Source organism: Cellulomonas fimi (genome assembly GCF_012952065.1).
In the GTDB taxonomy this organism is placed as follows: Bacteria; Actinomycetota; Actinomycetes; order Actinomycetales; family Cellulomonadaceae; genus Pengzhenrongella; species Pengzhenrongella fimi_A.
Window position 1 is genome coordinate 1 of record NZ_JABCJJ010000035.1, and the last position, 25,589, is coordinate 25,589.

Annotated in this window: 18 protein-coding genes; 13 read left to right on the forward strand and 5 right to left on the reverse strand. The window is 71.6% G+C overall.

All coding sequences use genetic code 11. The features are described 5' to 3' along the window. The first annotated feature begins 385 nt into the window (after positions 1–385). The 5 genes from glmU (at position 386) to HIR71_RS14610 (ending at position 6,235) form a co-directional block, all read left to right on the forward strand. Positions 386–1,987, forward strand: a complete 1,602-nt coding sequence (glmU, locus tag HIR71_RS14590) for a bifunctional UDP-N-acetylglucosamine diphosphorylase/glucosamine-1-phosphate N-acetyltransferase GlmU (protein WP_249051904.1) — start codon at positions 386–388, stop codon at positions 1,985–1,987. Next, positions 1,984–2,964: a ribose-phosphate diphosphokinase gene (locus HIR71_RS14595; RefSeq protein ID WP_169325801.1), complete on the forward strand. Its 981-nt coding sequence runs from the start codon at positions 1,984–1,986 to the stop codon at positions 2,962–2,964. The genes glmU and HIR71_RS14595 overlap by 4 nt, the downstream gene beginning before the upstream one ends. Before the next feature lie 197 nt (positions 2,965–3,161). Then, positions 3,162–3,773: a 50S ribosomal protein L25/general stress protein Ctc gene (locus HIR71_RS14600; protein ID WP_169325802.1), complete on the forward strand. Its 612-nt coding sequence runs from the start codon at positions 3,162–3,164 to the stop codon at positions 3,771–3,773. A 182-nt stretch (positions 3,774–3,955) separates the two neighbouring features. Beyond that, entirely contained in the window at positions 3,956–4,564 is a 609-nt protein-coding gene (pth, locus tag HIR71_RS14605) for an aminoacyl-tRNA hydrolase (protein WP_169325803.1), read from the forward strand. Positions 4,565–4,702: 138 nt separating this feature from the next. Next, the gene (locus tag HIR71_RS14610) at positions 4,703–6,235 is read left to right on the forward strand and encodes a sugar transferase (protein WP_169325804.1); all 1,533 of its coding nucleotides are present in this window, start codon (positions 4,703–4,705) and stop codon (positions 6,233–6,235) included. 4 nt (positions 6,236–6,239) lie between these two features. Here HIR71_RS14610 and HIR71_RS14615 read toward each other — a convergent pair whose 3' ends face one another. Further along, complete coding sequence (locus tag HIR71_RS14615; protein WP_169325805.1) at positions 6,240–6,848, reverse strand: acyltransferase; 609 nt, start codon at positions 6,846–6,848, stop codon at positions 6,240–6,242. Positions 6,849–6,982: 134 nt separating this feature from the next. Between HIR71_RS14615 and HIR71_RS14620 the strand changes: the two genes are divergently transcribed. From HIR71_RS14620 to HIR71_RS14650, 7 genes are all read left to right on the forward strand, one after another. After that, the gene (locus HIR71_RS14620) at positions 6,983–12,502 is read left to right on the forward strand and encodes a DUF4082 domain-containing protein (protein WP_169325806.1); all 5,520 of its coding nucleotides are present in this window, start codon (positions 6,983–6,985) and stop codon (positions 12,500–12,502) included. A 114-nt stretch (positions 12,503–12,616) separates the two neighbouring features. Beyond that, positions 12,617–13,684: a Gfo/Idh/MocA family protein gene (locus HIR71_RS14625; RefSeq protein ID WP_169325807.1), complete on the forward strand. Its 1,068-nt coding sequence runs from the start codon at positions 12,617–12,619 to the stop codon at positions 13,682–13,684. After that, positions 13,681–14,706, forward strand: coding sequence for a dTDP-glucose 4,6-dehydratase (locus tag HIR71_RS14630; protein ID WP_169325808.1), 1,026 nt, complete (start codon positions 13,681–13,683; stop codon positions 14,704–14,706). Before HIR71_RS14625 ends, HIR71_RS14630 begins: the two co-directional genes overlap by 4 nt. Further along, positions 14,703–15,851, forward strand: a complete 1,149-nt coding sequence (locus tag HIR71_RS14635) for a DegT/DnrJ/EryC1/StrS family aminotransferase (RefSeq protein ID WP_169325809.1) — start codon at positions 14,703–14,705, stop codon at positions 15,849–15,851. The genes HIR71_RS14630 and HIR71_RS14635 overlap by 4 nt, the downstream gene beginning before the upstream one ends. Positions 15,852–15,855: 4 nt before the next feature. Next, a complete protein-coding gene (locus tag HIR71_RS14640) occupies positions 15,856–16,530 on the forward strand; it encodes a NeuD/PglB/VioB family sugar acetyltransferase (protein WP_169325810.1) in 675 nt (224 codons plus the stop codon). Further along, positions 16,527–17,630, forward strand: coding sequence for a DegT/DnrJ/EryC1/StrS family aminotransferase (locus tag HIR71_RS14645; RefSeq protein ID WP_169325811.1), 1,104 nt, complete (start codon positions 16,527–16,529; stop codon positions 17,628–17,630). The genes HIR71_RS14640 and HIR71_RS14645 overlap by 4 nt, the downstream gene beginning before the upstream one ends. Continuing rightward, positions 17,627–18,802 (forward strand): glycosyltransferase family 4 protein, encoded by a 1,176-nt coding sequence (locus HIR71_RS14650; protein WP_169325812.1) that lies wholly within the window; start codon positions 17,627–17,629, stop codon positions 18,800–18,802. The genes HIR71_RS14645 and HIR71_RS14650 overlap by 4 nt, the downstream gene beginning before the upstream one ends. 18 nt (positions 18,803–18,820) lie before the next feature. Here HIR71_RS14650 and HIR71_RS14655 read toward each other — a convergent pair whose 3' ends face one another. The 3 genes from HIR71_RS14655 to HIR71_RS14665 all read right to left on the reverse strand — a co-directional run bounded on the left by HIR71_RS14655 (position 18,821) and on the right by HIR71_RS14665 (position 22,800). Beyond that, positions 18,821–20,374: an oligosaccharide flippase family protein gene (locus HIR71_RS14655; protein ID WP_169325813.1), complete on the reverse strand. Its 1,554-nt coding sequence runs from the start codon at positions 20,372–20,374 to the stop codon at positions 18,821–18,823. Positions 20,375–20,429: 55 nt separating this feature from the next. Next, positions 20,430–21,689, reverse strand: coding sequence for a glycosyltransferase family 4 protein (locus tag HIR71_RS14660; protein WP_169325814.1), 1,260 nt, complete (start codon positions 21,687–21,689; stop codon positions 20,430–20,432). 178 nt (positions 21,690–21,867) lie between these two features. Next, positions 21,868–22,800 (reverse strand): hypothetical protein, encoded by a 933-nt coding sequence (locus HIR71_RS14665; protein WP_472595105.1) that lies wholly within the window; start codon positions 22,798–22,800, stop codon positions 21,868–21,870. Positions 22,801–23,344: 544 nt separating this feature from the next. Between HIR71_RS14665 and HIR71_RS14670 the strand changes: the two genes are divergently transcribed. Then, positions 23,345–24,316, forward strand: coding sequence for a glycosyltransferase family 2 protein (locus tag HIR71_RS14670; RefSeq protein ID WP_211374254.1), 972 nt, complete (start codon positions 23,345–23,347; stop codon positions 24,314–24,316). A 117-nt stretch (positions 24,317–24,433) separates the two neighbouring features. Here HIR71_RS14670 and HIR71_RS14675 read toward each other — a convergent pair whose 3' ends face one another. Continuing rightward, positions 24,434–25,303: a glycosyltransferase family 2 protein gene (locus HIR71_RS14675; RefSeq protein ID WP_169325816.1), complete on the reverse strand. Its 870-nt coding sequence runs from the start codon at positions 25,301–25,303 to the stop codon at positions 24,434–24,436. Positions 25,304–25,589: the final 286 nt, after the last annotated feature.

Here is a 25,589-nt window from a genome sequence, read left to right on the forward strand (position 1 = left end):
TCGACGTCCGTGTTCCCCAGGGGTGGCGCCTACGGACCGTTCGCGTCCGTCGACGCCCCGGCCGTGACCACCACGGGCAACGTCTGGCACGACGGACCCAACGCAGGACGCACCATCTGACCGATCCTCGAGCCGGGCGTCGACCCGCCCGCGCCGCTGTCGAGCCCGGGTGGTCGACCGCCGCGGGATCCGCACGTGCAGGCGACGACCTGGGCAGTCCGGCAGGACGGACGGTGGCACTTCCGCCCTGCCGCTCGGCGGTAGAGTGACCGAGCGATCCATCAGCCCCCGGGTGCGTTCTCGGGCAGATCCACGGGAGTCCCGCGACGTGACCACCCCACGCCCTGCAGCCGTCCTCGTCCTCGCCGCAGGTGAGGGCACACGGATGCGGTCAGCCACTCCCAAGGTGCTGCACACCCTCGGCGGGCGCTCGATGCTCGGCCACGCGCTTACCGCCGCACGCGAGCTCGAGCCGGGACGCGTCGTCGTCGTCGTGCGGCACGCCCGCGAGCAGGTGGTCGAGCACGTCCGCGCGATCGACCCCGCGGCCCTGGTCGCCGACCAGGACGCGACCCCCGGCACGGGCCGGGCCGTCCAGTGCGGCCTGTCCGTGCTCGACGCCGCGGCGCACGCCGACCTCGCGCGCGACCGGGCCCCGGACGAGCCGACGCACGCGGAGACGTCCGGCGCCGTCGTCGTCGTCGCCGGGGACGTCCCCCTGCTCGACGGAGCGACGCTGGGCGAGCTGGTCGCCACCCACGTCGCCGACGGCAACGCCGTGACCGTGCTGACGACCGAGGTCACGGACCCGACCGGCTACGGCCGGGTCGTGCGCGAGACCGGGACGGGCGACGTCGTCGGCATCGTCGAGGAGAAGGACGCCGACGACGAGCAGCGGGCCATCACCGAGATCAACTCGTCGGTCTACGTGTTCGACGCCGCGGCTCTGCGCGGGGCGCTCGGCCGGCTCGGTCAGGACAACGCGCAGGGTGAGGTCTACCTGACCGACGTGCTCGGGATCCTCCGCGGCGACGGGCTGCCCGTGCGCGCGGTCCGGACCGACGACCCCCTGCTGGTGGAGGGCGTGAACGACCGGGTCCAGCTCGCGACCCTGCGTGCCGAGCTCAACCGGCGCACGCTCGAGGACTGGATGCTCGAGGGCGTGACCGTCGTCGACCCGGCCACCACGTGGGTCGACGTCGACGTCGAGCTCGCGCCGGACGTCACGCTGCTGCCGGGGACGCAGCTCCACGGGTCCACGGTCGTGGGGGTCGGGGCGACGATCGGGCCCGACACGACGCTCACGGACACGGAGGTCGGCGCACGCGCGACTGTCGTCCGCACGCACGGGACCGGCGCGGTGATCGGGCCCGACGCGACCGTCGGCCCGTTCGCGTACCTGCGGCCCGGCACCGTGCTCGGCGAGGACGGGAAGATCGGGACCTTCGTCGAGACCAAGAACGCCACGATCGGCGCGGGCTCCAAGGTGCCGCACCTGTCCTACGTCGGCGACGCGACCATCGGCGAGCAGACGAACATCGGCGCCGCGTCGATCTTCGTCAACTACGACGGCGTGAGCAAGCACCACACGACGATCGGCTCGTTCGCCCGGACCGGGTCGGACAACATGTTCGTCGCGCCGGTCACGGTCGGCGACGGCGCGTACACCGGAGCAGGCTCGGTCATCCGCCGCGACGTCCCGCCCGGGTCGCTGGCCGTCAGCTCGGGTGCGCAGCGGAACATCGAGGGCTGGGTCCTGCGGAGCCGCTCAGGCACGGAGGCCGCCGAGGCGGCAGCGCGTGCGCTCGCCGAGCGCGGCGACGACGACGGGCTCTCCCCGCAGGCACGCGCCGAGCGGGCGCGCGCCGGCCAGGCGGCGCACTCGGCGGCACCGGGGCCTCCACCCGCGGCGGTCCGTCCCGCGTCCGCGGCCCAGCGCACCGACGACTCCCTGCCGGCACCGACCCCGAAGGACGACACCCGATGACCGGCATCACCTCGCTCAAGGGCGACAAGCGACTCGTGCTCGTCTCCGGACGCGCGCACCCCGAGCTCGCGGAGGCGGTCGCGTCCCAGCTCGACACCGAGCTCGTCCCGACGACGGCGTACGACTTCGCGAACGGCGAGATCTACGTCCGGTTCGGCGAGTCCGTCCGCGGTGCCGACGCCTTCGTGCTCCAGAGCCACGCGGCGCCGATCAACGAGTGGATCATGGAGCAGCTGATCATGGTCGACGCGCTCAAGCGCGCGTCGGCCAAGACCATCACCGTGATCGTGCCGTTCTACGGGTACGCGCGTCAGGACAAGAAGCACCGCGGACGCGAGCCGATCTCGGCCCGCCTGATCGCGGACATGTTCAAGACGGCCGGCGCGGACCGCCTCATGAGCGTCGACCTGCACACCGCCCAGATCCAGGGCTTCTTCGACGGGCCCGTCGACCACCTCATGGCGCTCCCGCTGCTGGCGAGCTACGTGCGCAGCCGCGTGGACCTCAGCCGCCTGACCGTGGTCTCGCCCGACGCCGGCCGCGTGCGTCTCGCCGACCAGTGGTCCGACCGGCTCGGCGCCCCGCTCGCCATCATCCACAAGCGCCGGGACCCCACGATCCCGAACCAGGTCAAGGTGCACGAGCTCGTCGGCAAGGTCGAGGGCCGCACGTGCGTCATCGTCGACGACATGATCGACACCGCCGGCACGATCGTGCAGGCCGCCGAGGCCCTGTTCGAGAACGGCGCCGCCGAGGTCATCGTGGCCTCGACGCACGCCGTGCTGTCGGGACCGGCGGTGGACCGCCTCAAGAACTCGCGGATCACCGAGGTCGTGGTCTCCGACACCCTGCCGATCGCCGAGGACCGGCGGTTCCCGCAGCTGACGGTCCTCTCGATCGCGCCGCTCATCGCGCGCGCCATCCGCGAGGTCTTCGACGACGGCTCGGTCACCTCGCTCTTCGACGGCCAGGCCTGAGCGTTTCTCAGCCCGCCCCGGGCCGGGTAGACTCGTCCGGTTGCCTCGGCGAGGGATGTCGGACGGTCAGGGTCTCCTGACGGGTCTCGGGTCCGTGATCGACTAGGCGGTCGCCTCCGCGTGCCCGTCCTGCGCCCCGCGTCGAGGCCACCCCGAGACCTGTCCCTGCTGAAACACACCACCGTCTGGGAGTCACCGTGTCCGAGATCAAGCTCGTCGCCACCGCCCGCACCGACTTCGGCAAGGGCGCCGCACGCCGCACCCGCCGCGCCGGCCTGATCCCCGCCGTCCTCTACGGGCACGGCGGGGAGCCGCTCCACGTCTCGCTCCCCGGCCACCAGACGATGCTGGCGCTCAAGCACGCGAACGCGCTGTTCTCGATCGAGCTCGACGGCACGTCGCAGCTGACCATCGCCAAGGACGTCCAGCGCGACCCGGTCAAGAACGTCATCGAGCACGTCGACATGCTGATCGTGAAGAAGGGCGAGAAGGTCGCCGTCGAGGTCCCCGTGCACGTCACCGGCGAGTCGGCGCCCGGCACGATCCACTTCGTCGAGCTGCAGACCATCGCGCTCTCGGCCGAGGCCACGGACCTCCCGGAGCAGGTCGAGGTCTCGATCGAGGGCCTCGAGGCCGGCACGCAGGTCCGCGCGGGCGACGTCACGCTCCCCGAGGGCGCGACCCTCACGGACAACCCCGAGCTCATCGTCGTGACGATCGCCGTGCCGCAGGTCTCCGCCGAGGACGAGGCCGCCGACGCCGAGATCGCCGCCGGGCAGGCCGCCGCCTCCGCCGCAGCGCAGGCCTGACGCCCCCGCTCGACGGGCTGACCCCGTCGGCGCGTGGCCGACCCGCAGCGCCCGGTACGGTCTCGTACGGCGCCGGGCGTCGCGGTGTCCGGGAACGGCTGCCGCTGCGGCATCCGGGAACGGCCACGGTGCCGCGACAGGCCGCGACAGGCCGCGACAGGCCGCGACAGGAGGGACGGACGATGGCGGACGGTCGCTGGCTCGTCGTCGGGCTCGGCAACCCCGGGCCCGCCTACGCGGGGAACCGCCACAACGTCGGCCAGATGGTGCTCGACGAGCTTGCCCGGCGCGCCGGGGTCACCTTCTCGGCACGGAGCGTCGGCGGTGCCCGGGCGGCGACGGCGGAGGCGCGTCTCGGCGTGCTCCCGGGTGGTGCCCCCGGAGCGCGGGTCGTGCTCGCGAAGCCGTCGACCTACATGAACGTCTCGGGCGGCCCCGTGTCGGGGCTCGGCCAGTACTACCGGGTCGAGCCGGACCGTGTCGTCGTGGTCCACGACGAGCTCGACATCCCGTTCGGCGACATCAAGCTCAAGCTCGGGGGCGGCGAGGGCGGGCACAACGGCCTGCGGGACGTGACCAAGGCGCTCGGCACGCGTGACTACCTGCGGGTGCGGGTGGGAGTCGGCCGTCCGCCGGGTCGGATGGACGCCGCGGACTACGTGCTCAAGGACTTCTCCGGCGCCGAGCGCAAGGAGCTGGCGTGGCTCGTCGACGCCGCGGCGGATGCGACCGAGCTCCTGCTGACGGAGGGTCTCGAGAAGGCACAGCTGCAGCACCACACGAAGACGTAGCCCGACCTGATGCGGTCGTTCATCCGGATGGCGGAACGAAGCGGTCGGTTCAGGGTGAAATCGGACGCAAATCCCCAAAACGCCGCAAGGCACGCATAGCGTCGACCCGAACCAGCAGCAGCTCGGAACGGGACCGCCATGACACTGCTCGACTACCCGAGGGACGCGCTCAGCGACCCCGCAGTGGCTGACCGTCGCCGCGCCGCCGCAGGCCCGCACCTCTCCTGGGCCTCGTCGCAGCCGTTCGTCGCCCGGCCCCCCCTGCGGGTCGTCGCGCGTCGTGACGCGGACCACTGGCGGGACCGCTCCCGGGGGTTCGTGCGTGCCTCGCTGGCCGCGGACGGGATCGCCGGCGCCGCCGCGGCAGCGGTCGCGCTGGCGGCCATCAGCACCGTGAGCCCGCTGCACCTGGTGTGGAGCGGGTCGGTCATGACGGTCTTCCTCGCCATGCTGTGGGCTGCACGCGGTTATGACCGTCGGATCATCGGTGACGGGCCGGGCGAGTTCCAGGCGATCCTCCGGGCAGGTGCTGTTTCCGTGGCGGGGATCGCGGTCGCCGCCATGCTGCTCGAGCTCTCCGTGCCGCGAGCCCTCCTGCTGGTGCAGGTTCCGGTGACGATGCTCGGCGCGGCGATCGGACGGCACGTGCTCCGGCGCTCGCTGCACCGACTGCGGAGCAGGGGTGAGGCGATGTCCCGCACCCTGGTCGTGGGGGACGGGGCGTCCGTCGAGAGGGTGGTCCGAGATCTGCGCGCCGCTCCCCATCACGGGTACAAGGTCGTCGGCGTCTGCCTTCCTTCTGTCGCCGACCCCGCGCCGCCGATCGGCGTCCGCACGCTGGGCGCGCTCGCGGACATCCCGCAGGTCGCTCATGACCACGGAGCCGACGTGGTCATCGTCGCGGGAGGCGAGCTCGCGGGCGAGCCCCTGCGGCGCCTCTCCTGGGCGCTCGGCCGGGTCGGTGCGCAGCTCGTCGTCGCACCGGGCCTCGTCGAGGTGCTCGGACCTCGTGTCGCGCTCCGCCCGACAGCCGGGCTCTCCCTCCTGGAGGTGGAGACCGCCTGCCCGCGGGGTCGCCTGGTGGCGAAGTCGATCCTCGACCGGGTCCTGGGAACGGCCCTCCTGCTCGCGGCTTCGCCCGTCATCGGGCTCGCCGCGGTGGTCGTCCGTGCGACGAGCCCCGGGCCGGTGTTCTTCCGGCAGCGCCGGATCGGCGTCGACGGGCAGGCCTTCACCATGTGGAAGCTTCGGAGCATGTACGTCGATGCGGAGGCGCGTCGATCCGGCCTGCTCGGGCACAGCGACCGGGACGGCCTGATGTTCAAGATGGTGAGGGACCCGCGGATCACGCCTGTCGGTCGCGTCCTGCGCCGGTTCTCCATCGACGAGCTTCCCCAGCTGCTGAATGTCGTCAAGGGGGACATGTCGCTCGTCGGCCCGCGTCCGCCGCTGCCGGAGGAGGTCGACGGCTACCGCGACCGTGTGATGCGGCGACTTCACGTACGGCCGGGTCTCACCGGGCTGTGGCAGGTGAGCGGGCGGGCGTCGCTGAGCTGGGACGAGTCGATCCAGCTCGACCTCCGTTACGTCGACAACTGGTCGATCGCGATGGACCTGCTCATCCTGTGGAAGACGACGCGGGCGGTGTTCGGTGGCGCCGGTGCGTACTGAGTGCTCAGGAGCGCTCCGTCAGGACGTCGTCGGCGTGCTCGTCGTACAGCGAGCCGGTCTCCGGGCAGCGCCAGGTCGCGGCGTCGTCGGTGGCTTCCAGGGGGATGCCGGCGCGTCCCACCCATCGGATGCGGCGCGCGGGAACCCCTGCGACGAGCGCGAAGTCGGGGACGTCACGCGTGACCACCGCACCGGCCGCGACGGTTGCCCAGCGACCGATGGTCACGGGCGCGACGCACACCGCGCGGGCACCGATCGAGGCGCCTTCGTGGACCGTCACACCGACGGCGTGCCAGTCGTCGCCCGTCTTGAGCGCACCGTCCGGCGTGACCGCGCGCGGGAAGTAGTCGTTGGTGAACACGACGGCCGGGCCGACGAAGACGCCGTCCGCGAGAACGGCGGGCTCGTACACGAGCGCGTGGTTCTGGATCTTGCAGCGGTCGCCCAGCCGGACGCCCGGGCCCAGGTACGCCCCGCGCCCGATGATGCACTCCTGGCCGACGACGGCGTGCTCGCGGATCTGCGCGAGGTGCCAGACGAGGGTGCCGGGGCCGATCGTGGCGCGGTCGTCGACGTCCGCGGTGGGGGCGATGCGGGGGGCGACATCGGGCACGGGGATCTCCTCCGGTCGGACCGCTGCCGCAGGTGGCAGAGGTGCTCCGAGTGTGCGGGATACCGCGCGAGCGTAGCGAGGCAGCGCGTCCGACCGGGCGACGCAGGTACGGCTCCGACGACAAGGACTCCGAGATGACCCCGACTTACCGGCCCTCAGTCCGGGGCGCGCTCACCGCGCTCGTGGGGATCCTGGCCCTCCTGGCATCGCTCCTCGTCGGACTGCCGGCCCCCGCTACCGCCGCGTCCGACCCGTGCGGGGTGGGTGGCAACCCGATCGCGTGCGAGAACTCCAAGCCCGGTGCCAACCGCAGCGAGTGGGACATCCGGGGAGCAGGCGACCCGTCGATCCAAGGCTTCGCCACCGAGATCAGCGTCAACGTCGGCGAGCAGGTGGACTTCAAGATCGACACCGATGCCGCGGCCTACTCGATCGACATCTACCGCACGGGCTGGTACGGCGGGAAGGGCGCACGCAAGGTGGCGAGCGTCGTCCCGTCCGCGACGCTCCCGCAGATGCAGCCGGAGTGCCTCACGGAGGTGACCACCGGCCTGTACGACTGCGGGACATGGGGCGTGTCGGCCTCGTGGCAGGTTCCCGCCGACGCCGTATCCGGCGTGTACGTCGCTCTGCTCACCCGTGGGGACGACACGGGCGGCGGGAGCCACATCACCTTCGTCGTCCGCAACGACGCCAGCACCTCGGACATGGTGTTCCAGACCTCGGACACGACCTGGCAGGCGTACAACACCTACGGCGGGACCAGCTTCTACCGGGGCGCGTCGAGCAGCCGCGGGTACGCGCTCAGCTACAACCGGCCGTTCGCCACGCGAGAGGGCGTCACCGCGCGCGACTTCTACTTCAGCGCCGAGTACCCGATGGTCCGGTTCCTCGAGCAGAACGGCTACGACGTCACGTACCAGGCGGGCGCGGACACGGACCGTCGAGGCGACCTGCTCCTCAACCACAAGGTCTTCCTCTCCGTCGGCCACGACGAGTACTGGACCGGTCCGCAGCGGGCGAACGTCGAGGCAGCCCGCGACGCAGGCGTGAACCTGGCGTTCTTCTCCGGCAACGAGATGTACTGGCGTGCCCGGTGGGCCGGGTCCGCCGATGGGACGAGCACGCCGTACCGCACGCTCGTCTCGTACAAGGAGACGTTCGCGAGCCGCAAGATCGATCCGTCGAGCGAGTGGACGGGCACCTGGCGGGACCCGCGGTTCGCGCCGACCTCCGCGGGCGGGAACATGCCCGAGAACGCGCTCACCGGGACGCTCTACATGTCCAACTTCTCGGACCTGCCCGTGACGGTCTCCGCCGAGGAGGGACGGCTGCGGCTCTGGCGCTCCACCAGCCTGGCGTCGCTCCCGGCCGGCACCTCTCAGGAGCTCGCACGAACCACGGTCGGCTACGAGTCCAACGAGGACCGTGACAACGGGGCCCGGCCACCCGGGCTGATCCGGCTCTCGACCACGACGGGTCCCGTGCCGGAGTACCTGCTCGACTACGGGAACACGGTCGCCCCCGGCACGACGGTCCACAACACGACGCTGTACCGGGCCGCGAGCGGGGCGCTGGTCTTCTCCGCCGGGTCCATCCAGTGGACGTGGGGGCTGGACGCGACCCACGACGGCGACGGCCCGGCGGCCGACCCGCGCATGCGCCAGGCGCCGATCAACCTCTTCGCGGACATGGGGGTCCAGCCCGCGACGCTCGCCCCTGACCTTGCGCCGGCGACCGCCTCGACGGACACGACCGGCCCCACCACGACCGTGACCTCCCCGGCGGCCGGCACGAGCGTGGCGAACGGCACGCCGGTCACCGTCACGGGCACCGCGTCCGACGTCGGCGGCGGCCGCGTCGCCGGCGTGGAGGTGTCGACGGACGGCGGCGCGACGTGGCACCCTGCCACCGGCACGACGGCGTGGTCCTACACCTACCGCCAGGTCGGGCTCGGTGACGTCGAGGTGCAGGTCCGTGCCGTCGACGACAGCGCGAGGACGGGCTCGGCGGCGGTCCTCCCGCTGATCGCCACGTGCCCGTGCAGCGCGTTCGGCACCGACGTCCCGGCGACCCCGTCGGTCGCGGACGCCAGCTCGGTGGAGCTCGGGCTGCGGTTCTCGACCGACCGGGACGGCTTCGCGACCGGCGTGCGCTTCTACAAGGGCGAGGGGAACACCGGGACCCACACGGGCTCGCTCTGGGACGCAGCCGGGCAGCGTCTCTCGACCGTCACGTTCACCGACGAGACGGCCACCGGGTGGCAGGAGGCCGCCTTCCCCCAGTCGGTGCGGCTGGTCGCCGGGCAGACCTACGTGGTGTCCTACACGGCTCCGGCGGGCAGGTACGCCGGAGTGATCGACTACTTCAGCGCCGCCGGAGCGAACGCACCACCCATCATCACGACGGGCGGCTTCGGGACGCAGCAGTCAGGCGTGTTCGGCAACGCGGGCACGTTCCCGTCGAGGACCTACAGGGCGACGAACTACTTCGTGGACGTCGTCTTCGACGTGCAGGACACCGCACCGCTCCGGGTGGTGGACCGGACCCCGTTGGACGGATCGACGAGCGTGCCGCTCGGCTCGAGCGTCACCGCGGTCTTCTCCCGCGCGGCGGCCACCGGTTCCGCGGCCGTCACGCTGGCGGACCCCGCCGGCCAGGTCGTCACCGGCACCACGACGTACGACGACGCCGCCCGCAGGGTCACCTTCACGCCCACGGCCGGTGCTCTCACGAACGGCGTGACGTACACCGCCACCGTGACGGCCACCGATCTGCGCGGGGAGCCGCTGGTCGGCGCAGCGCCGTGGTCCTTCACGACGGCGCTCGCCCCCAGCACGCCGGGTGTGTGCCCGTGCTCCCTGTACGACGACACCGACCAGCCGAACGTGCTCGAGGTGACGGACACGGCAGCCGTGACCCTGGGGGTCAGGTTCACGAGCGCGGTCGCCGGCAACGTGACGGGCGTGCGCTTCTACAAGGGCCCGGGCAACACCGGATCCCACGTCGGTTCCCTGTGGTCGGCCGCGGGTGAGCGGCTCGCCTCGGCGACGTTCTCGGCGGAGAGCACGAGCGGATGGCAGACGGTCACGTTCCCGACGCCTGTCGCCGTCGCGCCGGGCACGCAGTACGTCGCGACGTACCGGGCGCCTGCGGGCCGTTACTCCACCACCCCGAACGCGTACGGGAGCGCCTTCACACGGGAGCCGCTGACGGTCCCGCAGTCCGGTGGCGTCTTCGTCTACGCCGATGCGTTCCCGACGCTGAGCACGTCGAGCAGCTACCTGGTCGACGTCGTGTTCGAGCGCGCCGCCACGGAGCCGCCTGCGGTCGTCAGTCGGACGCCCGCTCCCGGGGCCATGGGGGTCGACCCGGCATCGACGATCTCGGCGACCTTCTCGCGACCGGTGGCCGCGGGGGCGCAGGTGGGCGTGCAGGAGAGCGGCCAGGCGGTGGCCGGAGCGACGGCGTGGTCGGAGGACGGGCGCACCGTCACGTTCACGCCGTCGGCCGCGATGGCCGGGGGCGCGACGCACTCGGTCTCCGTCACGGGGATCAGGTCGACCGACGGTGTCAGCGCTGCGCCCGTGACCTGGACCTTCACGACGGCGGGCACGGGCACGTGCCCGTGCACCCTGTTCGCGGAGCAGGTCCCGGCGGTGCCGGCGTCGACGGACTCGTCGGCGACCGAGCTCGGGCTGGCGTTCGTCCCGGCCACGGACGGGGAGGTGATGGGTGTCCGGTTCTACAAGGGGGCCGGTAACGGTGGTACGCACACCGGCTCCCTGTGGTCGGCCACCGGCACCCGACTGGCCACCGTGACGTTCACCGACGAGACCGCGACGGGGTGGCAGAGCGCGGCGTTCGCCGCGCCGGTGAGCGTGCAGGCGGGCCAGACGTACGTCGTGTCCTACTTCGCCCCGCAGGGCAGGTACGCCGCCGCGAGGAGCTACTTCGCGACGACGGCATGGACTCGGGGTCCGCTGACGGCTCCGGCGGGCAACAACGGCCGCTACGTCTACGGCGGAGGGTTCCCGACGAGGAGCTGGAGCTCGACCAACTACTACGTCGACGTGATGTTCCGGTCCGTCGCCGCGACACCTCCCACGGTCACCGCCGTGTCGCCCGCTGCGGGTGCCACCGGGGTGTCGCGGTCGACTGCGGTCACGGCGACGTTGTCGAGGGTTCCGGCGGCAGGTACGCCCACGCTCGCGCTCACGACGGACGCCGGTCCGGTCGCGGGCGCCAGCAGCTTCGACGCCGGGACGCGCACCCTGAGGTTCACGCCCTCGGCTGCGATGCCCGGGGAGACGGTCGTGAGCGCGGTGGCGAGCCTCGACGGGACGGCGATCGAGGGCGGCACGTGGCAGTTCACGACGGCACCCGAACCCGTCGCCGGGCAGTGCCCGTGCAGCCTGTGGACCGACGCCGACACGCCGGCGGTGCCGGCGTCGACGGACTCGTCGGCGACCGAGCTCGGGCTGGCGTTCGTCCCGGCCACGGACGGGGAGGTGATGGGTGTCCGGTTCTACAAGGGGGCCGGTAACGGTGGTACGCACACCGGCTCCCTGTGGTCGGCCACCGGCACCCGACTGGCCACCGTGACGTTCACCGACGAGACCGCGACGGGGTGGCAGAGCGCGGCGTTCGCCGCGCCGGTGAGCGTGCAGGCGGGCCAGACGTACGTCGTGTCCTACTTCGCCCCGCAGGGCAGGTACGCCGCCGCGAGGAGCTACTTCGCGACGACGGCATGGACTCGGGGTCCGCTGACGGCTCCGGCGGGCAACAACGGCCGCTACGTCTACGGCGGAGGGTTCCCGACGAGGAGCTGGAGCTCGACCAACTACTACGTCGACGTGATGTTCCGGTCCGTCGCCGCGACACCTCCCACGGTCACCGCCGTGTCGCCCGCTGCGGGTGCCACCGGGGTGTCGCGGTCGACTGCGGTCACGGCGACGTTGTCGAGGGTTCCGGCGGCAGGTACGCCCACGCTCGCGCTCACGACGGACGCCGGTCCGGTCGCGGGCGCCAGCAGCTTCGACGCCGGGACGCGCACCCTGAGGTTCACGCCCTCGGCTGCGATGCCCGGGGAGACGGTCGTGAGCGCGGTGGCGAGCCTCGACGGGACGGCGATCGAGGGCGGCACGTGGCAGTTCACGACGGCACCCGAACCCGTCGCCGGGCAGTGCCCGTGCAGCCTGTGGACCGACGCCGACACGCCGGTCTACTCAGCCTGGAACGACACAAAGGCCGTCCAGGTGGGGGTGCGGTTCACCGCCGCCGTGAACGGTGAGGTGACGGCGATCCGCTTCTACAAGGGCTCGACGAACACGGGAACCCACACGGTGGCGCTGTGGGGGCCCGACGGCACGAGGCTCGCCAGCGCGCCGTCGTCGTCGGAGACGGGGTCGGGGTGGCAGACGGTGACGCTCCCCACGCCGGTGCCGGTCGCCGCCGGGCAGGTGTACACGGCGGCGTACCACTCGACGACCGGGCGCTACTCGCTGACGGTCAACGGGCTCGCCGGGTCGCGCGTCAACGGTCCGCTCAGCACGGGGGCCACGGCGGGCGCGTACGTGTACGGCACCGGCTTCCCCGCGATGTCGTCCAGCTCCAACTACTGGGTCGACGTGGCGTTCACGCCCACGGGCTGACCGGGCGAAAAGCGCCTGGCATCCGGGTGAATTGCCGTAGATCCACCCAGATGCCTGGTTCGCTCGGCCGACACTGGGCTCGCCGAGACGACACGAACGAGAGCAGGGGACGAGATGACGGGACAGTTGCGCGCCGCTGTGATCGGTGCCGGTTACTGGGGGCCTAACCTGGCACGGAACTTCCGGACCAGTCCCGACTGGGACCTGGTGGCCGTGTGCGACGTGGACCGGGACCGGGCCGTCCGCGTCGTCGGCCCGCGCAGCACGGTGGACGTCATGGTGTCGACGCACGAGCTGCTCGCACGCGACGACGTCGACGCGGTCGCCATCGCGACGCCCGCACGGACGCACGCTCCCATCGCGCTCGCTGCTCTCGATGCGGGCAAGCACGTGCTGGTCGAGAAGCCGGTGGCGGACGACGGGGGGCTCGCGCGGTCGATGGTCGCCCGCGCCGCGGAGGTCGACCGCGTGCTCATGGTCGACCACACGTTCTGCTACACGCCGGCCGTGCTCAAGATCCGCGAGCTGATCGCCGACGGCGCGCTCGGCGACATCCACTTCGTCGACTCGGTGCGCATCAACCTGGGCCTGGTCCAGGCGGACGTCGACGTCTTCTGGGACCTCGCACCCCACGACCTCTCGATCCTCGACTTCATCCTCCCCGGCGGACTGAGGCCGACGGGCGTCGCGGCCCAAGGCGCGGACCCGCTCGGTGCGGGGCAGTCATGCGTCGGCTACCTTTCGCTGCCGCTTCCCGGCGGCGCGATCGCGCACGTGCACGTCAACTGGCTGAGCCCGACCAAGATCCGGCAGATGGTCGTGGGCGGGAGCAAGCGCACGCTGGTGTGGGACGACCTGAGCCCGCAGCAGCGGCTCACCGTCTACGACCGTGGCGTCGACCTCGGTGGCGCCACAGGTCTCGCGACGGGCCCGGAGAAGACCGCCGCCAACGTCTCGTACCGCCTCGGCGACGCGTGGGCGCCGGCGCTCCCCGAGAAGGAGGCGCTCGGTGCGATGGTGGCCGAGTTCGCCGCCAGCATCCGCGAGGGTCGCGCACCGCGCACCGACGGTGCGGCCGGTCTGCGGGTGCTCGACGTGCTCGAAGCGTCGTCGCGCAGCCTGGCCGATGGCGGCCGGCTGGTCGATGCGTACCCCGGTGTCGCCCTGGAGACCGTGGCATGAGCGCTCTGCAGGGGGCCACGGTGCTGGTGACGGGAGGCGCCGGGTTCATCGGAAGCCATCTGGTCGACGTTCTCCTCGACCGCGGTGCGGGCGAGGTCCGCGTGCTGGACAACCTCGTGAACGGCACGCGGCGGAACCTGGAAGACCTCGACGGTGATGGACGTTTCGCGCTGCTGGTGGGGGACATCAGGGACGAGGATGCTCGGCGGGCCGCCCTCGCGGGTGCCGAGATCGTCTACCACCTTGCGTGCCTCGGGGTTCGGCACAGCCTGCATGATCCCGTCGAGAACCATCGCGTGAACGCCGAAGGCACGCTCGCCATGCTGGGGAGCGCGCGGGACAACGAGGTTCGACGCTTCGTCTACGTGAGCACGAGCGAGGTGTTCGGCACCGCGCAGTACGCACCCATGGACGAGCGCCATCCGACGTGGCCCGAGACGGTCTACGGGGGGAGCAAGCTCGCGGGCGAGGCGTACGCGCGAGCTTTCCACCGGACGTACGGCATGGATTCGGTGGTGGTGCGGCCGTTCAACACGTACGGGCCGCGCAGCCACTTCGAGGGCGACAGCGGCGAGGTGCTGCCGCGGACGATCGTGCGCCTCCTGGCCGGGCACCGCCCCCTCGTGTACGGCGACGGCGAGCAGACGCGCGACTTCATGCACGTCTCGGACACCGCCTCGGCACTGGCCATGCTGGGTACCTCCTCGGGAGTCGCGGGGCAGACGATCAATCTCGGATCCGGAACCGAGGTGACGATCAACGAGCTGTGCGCCGCGGTGGCGGCGGCCGTGGGGCGGCCCGACCTGGTGCCGGAGCACCGTGACCCCAGACCAGGGGACGTCCGTCGGCTTCTCGGTGACCCGTCCGTGATGCGCTCGCTCACCGGTTTCGTCCCGCAGGTCGACTTCCGCGAGGGCGTCGCCGAGCTCGTCTCGTGGTTCCGCAGCAGCCCGGTCAGCACTACGGACATGCTGGCGCGCGTGGAGGACGTCAACTGGCTCGCTCGGGCGGGTACCCCATGACGAGGATCAACGTCATGCAGCCCTGGCTCGGCGTCGAGGAGTCCGCTGCGGTCGCCGAGGTGCTCGCGTCGGGCTGGGTCGCCCAGGGCCCGCGCGTCGCCGCGTTCGAGCAGGAGTTCGCCCGGGTCCAGCAGGCTGAGCACGCCGTGGCCCTCTCGAGCTGCACGACGGCGCTGCACCTCGCGCTCGTGGTGGCCGGGGTCGGCCCGGGGGACGACGTCGTCGTGCCGTCGTTCTCCTTCATCGCCACCGCGAACGCGGTCCTCTACGTCGGCGCCCGACCCGTGTTCGCGGACGTGGACCCGGTCACGGGGAATCTGACGGCCGACACGATCGCCGCCGCGATCACGTCCCGCACGCGGGCCGTGATCGCGGTGGACCAAGGTGGGGTCCCTGTGGACCTCGACCCGATCCGCGCGATCTGCGACCCACGGGGGGTCGTGGTCATCGAGGATGCGGCCTGCGGTGCCGGGTCCACCTACCGCGGCCGCCAGGTGGGTGCGGGGGCCGAGCTGGTGGCGTGGTCGTTCCATCCACGAAAGATCATCACCACCGGCGAGGGCGGCATGCTGACGACGTCTCGCCCCGAGTGGGCCGACCGCGCGCGGCGCCTCCGCGAGCACGCGATGAGCGTGTCAGCCGCGGAACGCCATGCCAGCGTGCTCGCCCCCGCGGAGGAGTACGACGAGGTCGGGTTCAACTACCGGATGACGGACCTGCAGGCGGCCGTCGGGATCGTGCAGCTCGGTCGACTGCCCGAGATCGTCACCCGTCGCCGGGAGATCGCAGCCACCTACACCAAGCAGATCGCCGAGATCCCCGGCCTGCGTGCGGTCGTCGACCCGGCGTGGGGGACATGCAACTTCCAGTCGTTCTGGGTCGAGGTCGGTCCAGGGTTCCCCCTCGACCGGGACGGGCTGCTGGCCCATCTGGCCGCCGCGGAGATCTCGGCGCGTCGCGGCATCATGGCGGCACACCGGCAGGCCGCGTACATCGAGCGGGACACGGGTTCTATCCCGTTGCCGGTGACCGAGCACCTGACAGATGCCACGCTCATCCTTCCGGTGTTCCACCAGATGTCCGAGTCCGAGCTGGCACGCGTCGTCGACGCCCTGCGCTCGGCTGCCACGGTCCGGGGGGCCTGAGCTGATGGCCGCGTCAGGGCAGCTGCTTCTCGTCGCCGCGAGCGGGCTCGCACGCGAGGTGCTTGCGCTCGTGCGCGCCGGTGGCGCGCACGAGGTCACGGGGTTCCTGGACGACGACGTCACGCGGCGCGGCACCTCGGTCGACGGGGTTCCCGTCCTGGGTGGCCTCGAGGAGGTCAAGCACCACCCGGATGCCGCGGTTCTGCTGTGCGTCGGGCGTGGCGCCGGACGCGAGCGGTTGGCCGCGCGGCTCGCCGACCTGGGCGTGGATGAGGACCGCTACGCGACTGTCGTGCATCCGGGCGTCGACGTGCCCGTGGGCTGCTCCGTCGGTTCGGGCTCGATCCTGCTCGCCGGGGTCGTGCTCACGGCCGCGGTGCGGGTGGGTCGCCACGTCGTCGTCATGCCGAACGCGACGCTCACGCACGACGACGTGCTCGAGGACTTCTCGACGGTCTGCGCGGGCGTCGCCCTCGGAGGGGGCGTGCACGTGGGCCGCGCGGCCTACCTGGGAATGGCTGCGAGCGTGCGCGAGCGAGTCGTCGTCGGGGCTGGCGCGACACTCGGCATGGGTGGGGTGCTGCTCACCGACATGCCCGACGGGGAGACGTGGGCAGGCGTCCCGGCGCGGCCGATCCACGGCCCCGACGACCGCTCTGAGAGGCAGACGAGCACATGAGGATCCCCCTGGTCGATCTCGCGGCACAGCAGGCGGAGGTGGCCGACGAGGTGCGCGCCGGGCTGGGCGAGGTCTTCACCACGACGGCCTTCATCGGCGGTCCGGCCGTGGGCCGGTTCGAACGGGCGTACGCGGCCGCCATCGGTGTCGAGCACTGCGTGGGGGTCGCCAACGGGACCGACGCGCTCGAGCTCGCCCTCCGGGCGGTCGGGGTGGGGCCGGGTGGTGAGGTCGTGATCCCGGCGAACACCTTCATCGCGACGGCCGAGGCGGTGTCGCGGATCGGAGCGGTTCCCGTCCTCGTGGACGTCGACGAGGAGCACCTGCTCATCGACCCGGCCGCGGTCCGCGCCGCCCTCACCGCGCGCACGGAGGCGATTGTCCCGGTCCACCTCTTCGGCCAGGTCGCGCCGATGGACGAGCTCCTCAAGGTCGCGGCCGACGCCGGCGTCCCGCTCGTCGAGGACGCGGCGCAGGCGCAGGGCGCGCGCCGCGGCGGGCAGGCGGCGGGAAGCTTTGGCGTGGCCGCCGGGACGAGCTTCTATCCGGGGAAGAACCTCGGCGCTGCGGGCGACGCAGGAGCGGTGACCACGAACGACGCCGGCGTGGCACGGACCGTCCGTGTCCTGTCCGCGCACGGCAGCGAACGCAAGTACGAGCACGAGCGGGTCGGGATGAACTCGAGGCTCGACACGGTGCAGGCGGTGGTGCTCGAGGCGAAGCTCCGCCGGCTCGCGGCGTGGAACGATGCGCGCCGCGCGGCGGCCGCCCGGTACGGGATGATGCTGGCCGACGTGCTCGGGGTTCGAACGCCCAAGGTCGTACCCGGCAACGAGGACGTCTGGCACTTGTACGTCGTGCAGGTGGACGACCGCGACCGCGTGCTCCACGAGCTCAACAAGGCCGGCATCGGCGCGGGCATCCACTATCCCACCCCGGTTCACCTGACCGGTGCCTACGCGCACCTCGGGTACGGCGCCGGTTCCTTCCCCGTCGCGGAGGCCGCCGCCGGGCGGATCCTGTCGTTGCCCTTGCACCCGCACCTGACAGAGGCACAGCAGGGAGTGGTCGTCGATGCGTTGAGCGGAGCAGTGAGGTGACCGCTGGGGACCGGCTCGTCCTCGTCCACCTGAACAGCCTCGAGCTCGGTGGGACGCAGATCATCGCGCTCGACCTCGCCGAAGCGATCGCACCGCTCGGGTTCCGCTCCCACCTCATCGGGCCGGCCCCGGCATCGAAGGGACCGACGCTTCTGGATGTCGCCCGGGACCGTGCGCTCACCGTTCACCCGTACCGTGAGCCGTCGACCGTGCTGGCGCACGCGCGGGTGCTCGCGCGGCGGGCCGACGAAATCGGTGCCGACGTCGTCCACGCTTACGGCACATGGGGCGCGGCGCGCGCCGCGTACTGGGGTCCGTGCCGCTTGGGCCGACGTCCGTGGGTCCTGACCATGTACGAGATGGCACTGCACCCGTCGGTGCACCGACACATGCCCATGATCGTGGGCACCGAATACCTTCACGAGGAGTGCGGCGATCGCCCTGGCCCTACGGTGCTCATGAGCCCGCCGGTCGACCTGATTCGGAACCGTCCCGCGGAGGCGGTGTCTCCGAGCGCCGGCGTCACCGTCGTGATCGTCTCCCGCCTCGAGGAGGACATGAAGTCGGTGCCGGTCGAGGCGGCGATCGGGGCGGTCGGGCGGCTCGGGGAGTATGACGTCACGCTCGAGATCGTGGGCTCGGGCAAGGCTGAACCCAGACTCCGAACACTGGGCGAGAAGACGAACGCCGACCTCGGTCGCGCTGCGGTGCGGTTCCTCGGTGCGATGGCGGACCCACGATCGGCGTATGCGAATGCGGACATCGTGCTCGGCATGGGCAGTTCCGCGGCGCGCGGGCTCGCGCACGGCAAGCCCCTGGTCGTCCAGGGCGAGAACGGCTGGAGCGTCGTGTTCGAGCCCGACAACGCGGCAACGCTCGCGCGGAACAGCTACTGGAGCCCGGAACGGGTCGACGACCCGGACGCCCTGCTCGCGCAGCACCTGCGCGGTTTGATCGAGGAGGCCCCACGCCGGCGTCGCCTCGGCGCCTTCGGACGTGCCTTCGCCGAGGAGCGATTCGGCCTCACGGAGATGGCCGAGCGGCTCGCTTCCGTGTACGAGCTGGCAGCGGTCTCCTACACGGCGGGCTCCTGGCTCGCAGACCTTCCCGTCGAAGCCAGCCGTGTGCCGGCCAAGCTCGCTCGCCTGGCCGGGGTGCGCCACCAACTGTGACCCGCGCGGGGGACCTGCTCAGCTCGGCAGCCTCGACAGGCGCTTGAGGCGCACCCGCACACGGGCAGGAAGCGGTCCTAGTTCGAGCGCATCAGCGTAGGTGGCTGGCAGCACCAGGCGCAGCAGGACGAGGTGGACGGTGACGACCGCCACGCCGACGAGCGCCGCACGCACGAGGAGCGGCCCCGAGGTGGAGGTGAGCACCAGCAGCCCCACCGTCGTCGAGCCGAGGGCGCAGACGACAACCGATCCGAAGGACCGGGCGAGCCCCACGAACGTCGTACCGATCTCCTTCGAGACGAGCGCCCAGCGCACGACCGTCGCGGCCACGGCGACAACCACGAAAGCCCACGCGACCGCGGTGAGTCCTCGGCTCACCACGAGCGCGGTGGTGCCCACGGTCACAAGGTCGGTGATCGTGGCATAGACGAGCCACTTCCCCGGGCGCCCGAGGGCGTAGAAGAGCCCGTGGTCGACGAAGGCCCCGATCGTGAGGATCCCGGCGATCGCGAGCCCGCGCGTGACAGGCTCGCTCGCGCCCCACCGCGACCCGAACAGTACGGGGATGACCACGGGGGCAGCGACGGCGACGTAGGTGAGCAGCGGTGTGGCGACCCCGTAGGTCAAGGTGGAGGCGCGCCGATAGGCCTGCCGGAGCCGATCCGGTGTCTCGCGGACCTTTGCCAGGACGACGACCGCCACGGGAGCCACGGCGGAACCCCCGAGCTCCTGGGCGACCCGTACGAGGCGCTGCGCGATCGTGAGATAACCGAGCGCTACCGTCCCGAGGGAGACCGCGACGATGGCGGTCTCGCCCCAGTTCCGTAGAACGGCCACCAGTTCGACGGCGACGATCTTGTAGCCGAATCGCGTCATGGCAGCGAACTCGCGCCATGAGAAGCGCCACGACGGTGCCCAGCGCGCTGTCGTCCAGGCCAAGGTGGACGTGATCAGGGTGGTGGTCAGCGCCTGGGCGACAAGTGCCCACGCACCCCCGCCCGCCACCGCGACGACGATCGCCACCGCCTGCGCGACGCCGGCGCCGAGGGCCCCCTGCAATGCGAGCGTGCGGAACTGCATGCGGCGGCGGAGCAGAGCAGTCGGCACGGAGGCGGCGACTACCAGCGGGACGGAAGCGAGCAGGACCTGGAGTACCGGACCGGCATCAGGCACCTGGAGCGCGTTCACCACGACCGGGACCAAGGCGAAAAGTCCCCCGCCGACGACGACAGCGGCGGAGAGCGAGAACCAGAATCCCGTGCTGAGAACCACCTCGTCGGGGTCTTCGGTCTGGACCAGGTAGGTCGAGAGGCCGAGATCCGACAGGAGGAGCACGAAGGGAATGACGGCTGCTGCGGCGGCGACCACGCCGAAGTCGTGCGGAGAGACCAGCCGAGCGAGAACGGCGATCGTGATGAGGCCCGAGAGTCGGACGACCCACTTCTGCGCGGTGAGCCATGCGGCACCGGACGCTGCCGTGCGCGCCAAGCCCGGCGGTGCACCCTCCGTGCTCGGCGCGTCCTGGCTGTTCCCCGCGTCGCGAGCGAGCGACTCGTGCGAGGAAGCTGCCATGACTCGCCTTCTGCCCGCGTCCTCCCGAGTTCCGCCCGTCATGGTGGCATCCCGCTCACGCAGAGTGTTGCTTGCTCGGTGCGATGACGGTGCTGCGAGTGCGTCCGACCGCACGGAGCAGGCGTGCGTGACCGTCCACCATCACGCCGTAGCTGTCGTCGGCCGGTCCGCCGGGGCCGCCGGTCGCGGCTTGCGCCACGGCTGTCGCGACTGCGCTCACGGCGGCGGCGAGCTCCGGCCTGTTGCGTTGACGGGCGGCTCTGCGCCGTGCCGCCCGCGCACTGCGGTCCGACACGGACCCGGCAGGGCCCGTGGCGTTGCCGATCAGCATCGAGCCCTCGGGGGCTCGTGCGACGAGCTCCGCGGCACCCCCGGAGTCGCTGACGACGATCGGCAGGCCGGCCGCGACCGCCTCGGTCGTCGCGAGCGGCCAACCTTCGAAGAACGAGTTGAGAAGGAATGCATCCGCGGCCGCCAGCAGCGTGGCGGCGTCCGAGTTCCCGAGCAGGTGGACACGATCCGCTCGCGGGTGGCGGCGCCGGAGCGCGTCCGCCCGGCAGTACTCGAGCCAGTCGGAGGGCTCGCCTGCCACGACGAGGTGGACGGGGACGTGGCACGAGTCGGCGGCTTCGAGGAACGACGCGACCGTGCCAGCTACGTTCTTCTGAGAGTCGTAGCGGACAAGCGACACGAACACCGCCGACTTCGTCAGCCGTGCTCCGAGCACGCTCGCGAGGTGTTCGCGCGCTCGCGAGCGGGCGCTGGCGTCCGCCTGGGGCATCGTCATCGCGCCGTTCGGGACGACCACGATCTTGTCGTGGGGGGTCGCCGGGAGGCGCTCGAGGTGGAATCGTCGCACGATCTCGCTGACGGCGATCACGGCCTCGGCGCGTCCGAAGAGAGCCGCCGTGGCGCGCCACTGCAGCCGCGCGTAGTGGATCTCCGTGTTGTGCAGAACAGGCAGGACCGGAACGTCGCTGCCGAGCACGGCGCCGACCAGGTGCGCCGGAGCGCTGTGCAGCTCGACGACGTCGAGGCCGGCAGACTCGAGAGCCACACCTGCCGAGCGCGCATCCGGCGCGACGATGACCTCGTAGCCGAGCGCGCGCAGGCGTGCGCTGCGCTCGCCGTCACGGGGGCACACCACCACGGGTTCGATCCCCGCCGACCTGAGCCCCTCCGTGAGCATCTCGATCACACGCCCGATGCCCCCGACGTCGAGATGATCGGCCACGAGACCGCAGCGCAGATCCGTGCGCCCCGGGGGCGGGTGCGGGTTCGGCGGCATGAACGCGACGCCATCGACTGCGCTCACGACCGTGAGCGGGCGCCGCAGCGCCGTGCGCGCGAGCGGTTGCACGTAGCCGTACCTGACGCCAGGCGGTGTCAGATCGGTCAGTGCGACCGCGAGCCCGAGCACGCCCGCGTGCAGGGAGGCCCTCAGGCGTCGCAGTCCCGCTCGAGCGGGCCCGGGTGGCCCCTGTGCATGTCCGTCACGCATCATCGACGACACCGGTCAAGCCGGACCGCTCGGCGGGTGCGTCGCCGCTTACCCGCGCCCGAGTTGCCGCACCCGGACGTCGCCCGAACGGCGCGTTGCGTCGGCCTGGCCACAGTGCCCGCAGCCCAGAGCCGGTCTGGGACGTGATTGCGTGGCACAGCACCCAGGCACCGGTGTCACGTGCGAGACCGACGACGTGCGGCGTGCCCCGTAGGGCCGGTGCGAGCCGAGACATCGCGTGCGCGTCGACCCCGGAGACGAGTAGCGCGCGATCGATGCGGACCCCGCCCACCATTCGGACGGCGTCATCGAGGTCGGCGATCCTGGCGGAGACGTCGCGATCGCGGCGTGAGAGAGAATCGACCGTCCACGCACCGGTGCCGGAAGCCGAGGCGTCGAGATTCACGATGTCGATCGCCGGGACGCCCAAGGTTCGCAGTGCGTCGTCGATGGTGAGGCGAATGTCACCGAGCACGACATCGACGGTCCGGAGCCCCGCGTGGCGCGCGAGCCGCGCGGCGGCAAGCGATTCTTCGAGCCACACCGCGACGCCGTGTCGACGGCGCGCCGCCGAACGCCAACGTCCGCGGTCACGCCGGGCACGGATGACGCCGCACGTGGTGCGGATGGGCAGCAGGTGGGGATAGACGTCCGCGACCAGGTCGTGAGCCTCGGCGAGTCGGCTCAGGTTCGTGGTCAGGCTGTTGTGGGTCAGTACGACGTCTCGCGTCGCGACACGGAGTCCCTTGCTCCGGAGCCTGGCGCCGTACTCGACCGCATAGGCGTGCCACGCAAGGTCGGGGTGCTCAGTGAGGGGCTCGTCAAGCATGCACTCGCGCTCCACCATGAACAGCACCTCGTCGACGCTGTCGATCTGGGCCGACCGTGACGAAGGCTCCCCGATCAGGACGACCCGGTCGCGCACGATGCCCGCGACCGAACCGGAGGAAGTGATGCCGACCGCACCGACGAGACCTACGTCCGGCTCGTCCTGCAGGGCGGCCGCGGCCGTCTCGAGGGCCACGAGCGAGTGGAGGTACACGTCCTGGTGGACGAAGACGACGACGTCGCGTCGTGCGCGGCGGGCTCCGTCGTTCAGCGCAGCGCCCGCGGAGCTGAAGCGACCCGTCCGGTTGTCGACGGGGATGTACTCCGTGTTCGGTGCATCGGCAAGGCCCGCTTCGATGGATCGGTCCAGGCAGCTCGTGCGGACATCCAGGTCGTTGAAGACGCACACGATCGAGACAGGTGTGCGCCGTCTGTCTGCGACAGCCATAGTGGCCTCCCCTCGAGCGGCCAGGTCTGGCCCGACCTGTCGACGATAAGGTACGAAACCGGACGCACAGGCCGCTCGCACGGAGGTTCACCCAGTTGCCGTGGGCACCCGGGGTGGGCGGTGATGCGCCCGGTCGGGATTCGTGCAAGTATCCGCTGCACTCGCTCATCGACCTGTCCTGAGGATGTCCTACGTGACTGCTGGCATGGGCGGCGATCCTGAACGGGTGGCCGTGGTCGTCGTGACTTTCAACAGCGTCGACGTCGTACCCGGACTCCTCGCGTCGCTCCCCGCGGGGATGGGTTCCCTGAGCTGGACGCTCGTGGTCGTCGACAACGGTTCGAGCGATGACACGGTGGACGTCGTGCGGTCGATCGCGCCCTACGCGACCGTGATCAGATCCGACACGAACGGTGGGTACGCGGCGGGCATCAACCTCGGTGTCGCACACGCAGGGGACTGCACCGCTGTCCTCGTGCTCAACCCGGACGTCCGGCTCGAGCGGGACTGCGTCCCGGAACTCGTGACGGCGCTCGGGAGGACCGGTGCCGGCATCGTCGTGCCGCGACTCGATGACGCCCACGGTCGACTTCTCTGGTCCCGTCGCCGCGAGCCGACATTGCGTCGTGCGCTCGCCGACACGGTGCTCGGCGCGGAGCGCGCGGGCCGGATCGCCGACCTCGGGGAGGTGATCACAGACCCGGGGGCCTACGGGGACGAGCTACCGACCGACTGGGCGGAGGGCTCGACGCAGCTCATCTCCGCGCAGTGCTGGGCCGCGGTCGGGCCCTGGGACGAGTCGTACTTCCTGTACTCGGAGGAGACCGACTTCGCCCTTCGGGCGCGTGACGCCGGGTACGCGACCTACTTCGTTCCGACGGCCCGGGCGGTCCACCTCCAGGGAGGTTCCGCACGCAACCCGGCACTGTGGCAGCTCCTGGTCGTCAATCGGTTGCGACTCTTCAGCCGTCGCCACGGGACCGTGGCGACGGCCTGCTTCTGGGCGGTGCTCGTGGCGCGCGAGACGAGTCGGGCCACGCTGGGAAAGCGGACGAGTCGTGCGGCGTTGCGTGCACTGACGAGCCCGCGCTACCTGCGGCAGGTTGCAGGTCCGCACAGCATCGCGCCCTCCACCGCCGCCACTCGGCCGGCCCGTGAGCGCTAGCGTGCTCGTTCGTGCGCTGGACGCATCGGAACCCCCGGTCGAATGCGCTCGCGACGCGCGTCCGGACGACGGGCTGAAGGCTTCCCGTGTGAACAGTGCTCCGGGCGTCGTGCCACCTCAGCGACCCGGGCCGGCGTCGTCGGGACGGCGAGTGGAGGAGTCGCGCTCCCAGCGATCGCCGACGCGACGTGCGCGCAGATCGGCGAGGACCGTGATCACCGCGTAAGGGACTCCGGCCGGCAACAGCCACGGTTGCCGGAGCACGACGTGCCGCAGCCAGCTGATACGGCTCGACCTGCGCACCTCGTGGACGCCACCCTGTCCCGAGAGGGCGCGAAGTTCGGCGTTCCCGCGCCGCACGCGCGTCAAGCGTAGGACGAGGTCGCGCGTACTCCTCGGCGTCTGGACCTCCGTCCGGACGGACGTCAGGATGACGCGCTCCGACTCGGCGAAGAGGGAGTCGAGGAAGAGGTCGTCGGCCAGGATGTCGGGAAATCGGGCGAATCGGGCCCGACCTCGCTCCGAGAGCGCGATCATGCCTCGGCCGTACAGTCCGGACCGCGCCGCTGGCAGACGGGACTGGATCGCGAAATAGCAGCGCACGGCCAGCGGACGACCACGCACGACCAGGTGGCGATCGGGCGCCGCGGCCAGCGGCACCGTCCCTGTACCGGCGTCGGGCCGGGAGAGTGCGTCGGCCAGGGCCCGCACCATGGCCGAGCTCACCGCGATGTCCGCGTCGAGGTAGACGCGGGGGAAGCTCGTGGCGACCGCGTCGCCCGCATTCAGGGCTGCGGACTTCCCGGGGTCGGGCAGGTCGAGCACGCGGACGCCGCGGGCGCGCGCCACGGCCGCGGTCGCGTCGACGCACCCGTTCGCCACGACGATGACCTCCATGTCATCCCGCGAGGTCCCGGACAGGAGCAGATCGAGATTCTGACCGATGATGCTCGCCTCGTTGTAGGCGACGATGATCACGCTCGTCATTGCTCGGTTCGCACCTTCGTCCGTGGCATGCGTCCTCCTCGTGGCTCCGGGCAGCGCCTCTTCCGACCCGAGCGAAGCTGAAGGAGCATCGGACGCGGGCCCGAGACTACGGGCTCGCGTCCGATGCGTCACTCCGGCTGCTGGCGGTGCCCCAGCACGGGATCGGTCAGATGGTGCGTCCTGCGTTGGGTCCGTCGTGCCAGACGTTGCCCGTGGTGGTCACGGCCGGGGCGTCGACGGACGCGAACGGTCCGTAGGCGCCACCCCTGGGGAACACGGACGTCGA

Coding starts and splice junctions, on each gene's coding strand:
- HIR71_RS14655 (WP_169325813.1), bottom strand. CDS start 20,374: ATGGCAGCTTCCTCGCACGAGTCGCTCGCTCGCGACGCGGGGAACAGC.
- pth (WP_169325803.1), top strand. CDS start 3,956: ATGGCGGACGGTCGCTGGCTCGTCGTCGGGCTCGGCAACCCCGGGCCC.
- HIR71_RS14595 (WP_169325801.1), top strand. CDS start 1,984: ATGACCGGCATCACCTCGCTCAAGGGCGACAAGCGACTCGTGCTCGTC.
- HIR71_RS14675 (WP_169325816.1), bottom strand. CDS start 25,303: ATGACGAGCGTGATCATCGTCGCCTACAACGAGGCGAGCATCATCGGT.
- HIR71_RS14645 (WP_169325811.1), top strand. CDS start 16,527: ATGAGGATCCCCCTGGTCGATCTCGCGGCACAGCAGGCGGAGGTGGCC.
- HIR71_RS14635 (WP_169325809.1), top strand. CDS start 14,703: ATGACGAGGATCAACGTCATGCAGCCCTGGCTCGGCGTCGAGGAGTCC.
- glmU (WP_249051904.1), top strand. CDS start 386: ATGCGGTCAGCCACTCCCAAGGTGCTGCACACCCTCGGCGGGCGCTCG.
- HIR71_RS14640 (WP_169325810.1), top strand. CDS start 15,856: ATGGCCGCGTCAGGGCAGCTGCTTCTCGTCGCCGCGAGCGGGCTCGCA.
- HIR71_RS14630 (WP_169325808.1), top strand. CDS start 13,681: ATGAGCGCTCTGCAGGGGGCCACGGTGCTGGTGACGGGAGGCGCCGGG.
- HIR71_RS14620 (WP_169325806.1), top strand. CDS start 6,983: ATGACCCCGACTTACCGGCCCTCAGTCCGGGGCGCGCTCACCGCGCTC.
- HIR71_RS14625 (WP_169325807.1), top strand. CDS start 12,617: ATGACGGGACAGTTGCGCGCCGCTGTGATCGGTGCCGGTTACTGGGGG.
- HIR71_RS14610 (WP_169325804.1), top strand. CDS start 4,703: ATGACACTGCTCGACTACCCGAGGGACGCGCTCAGCGACCCCGCAGTG.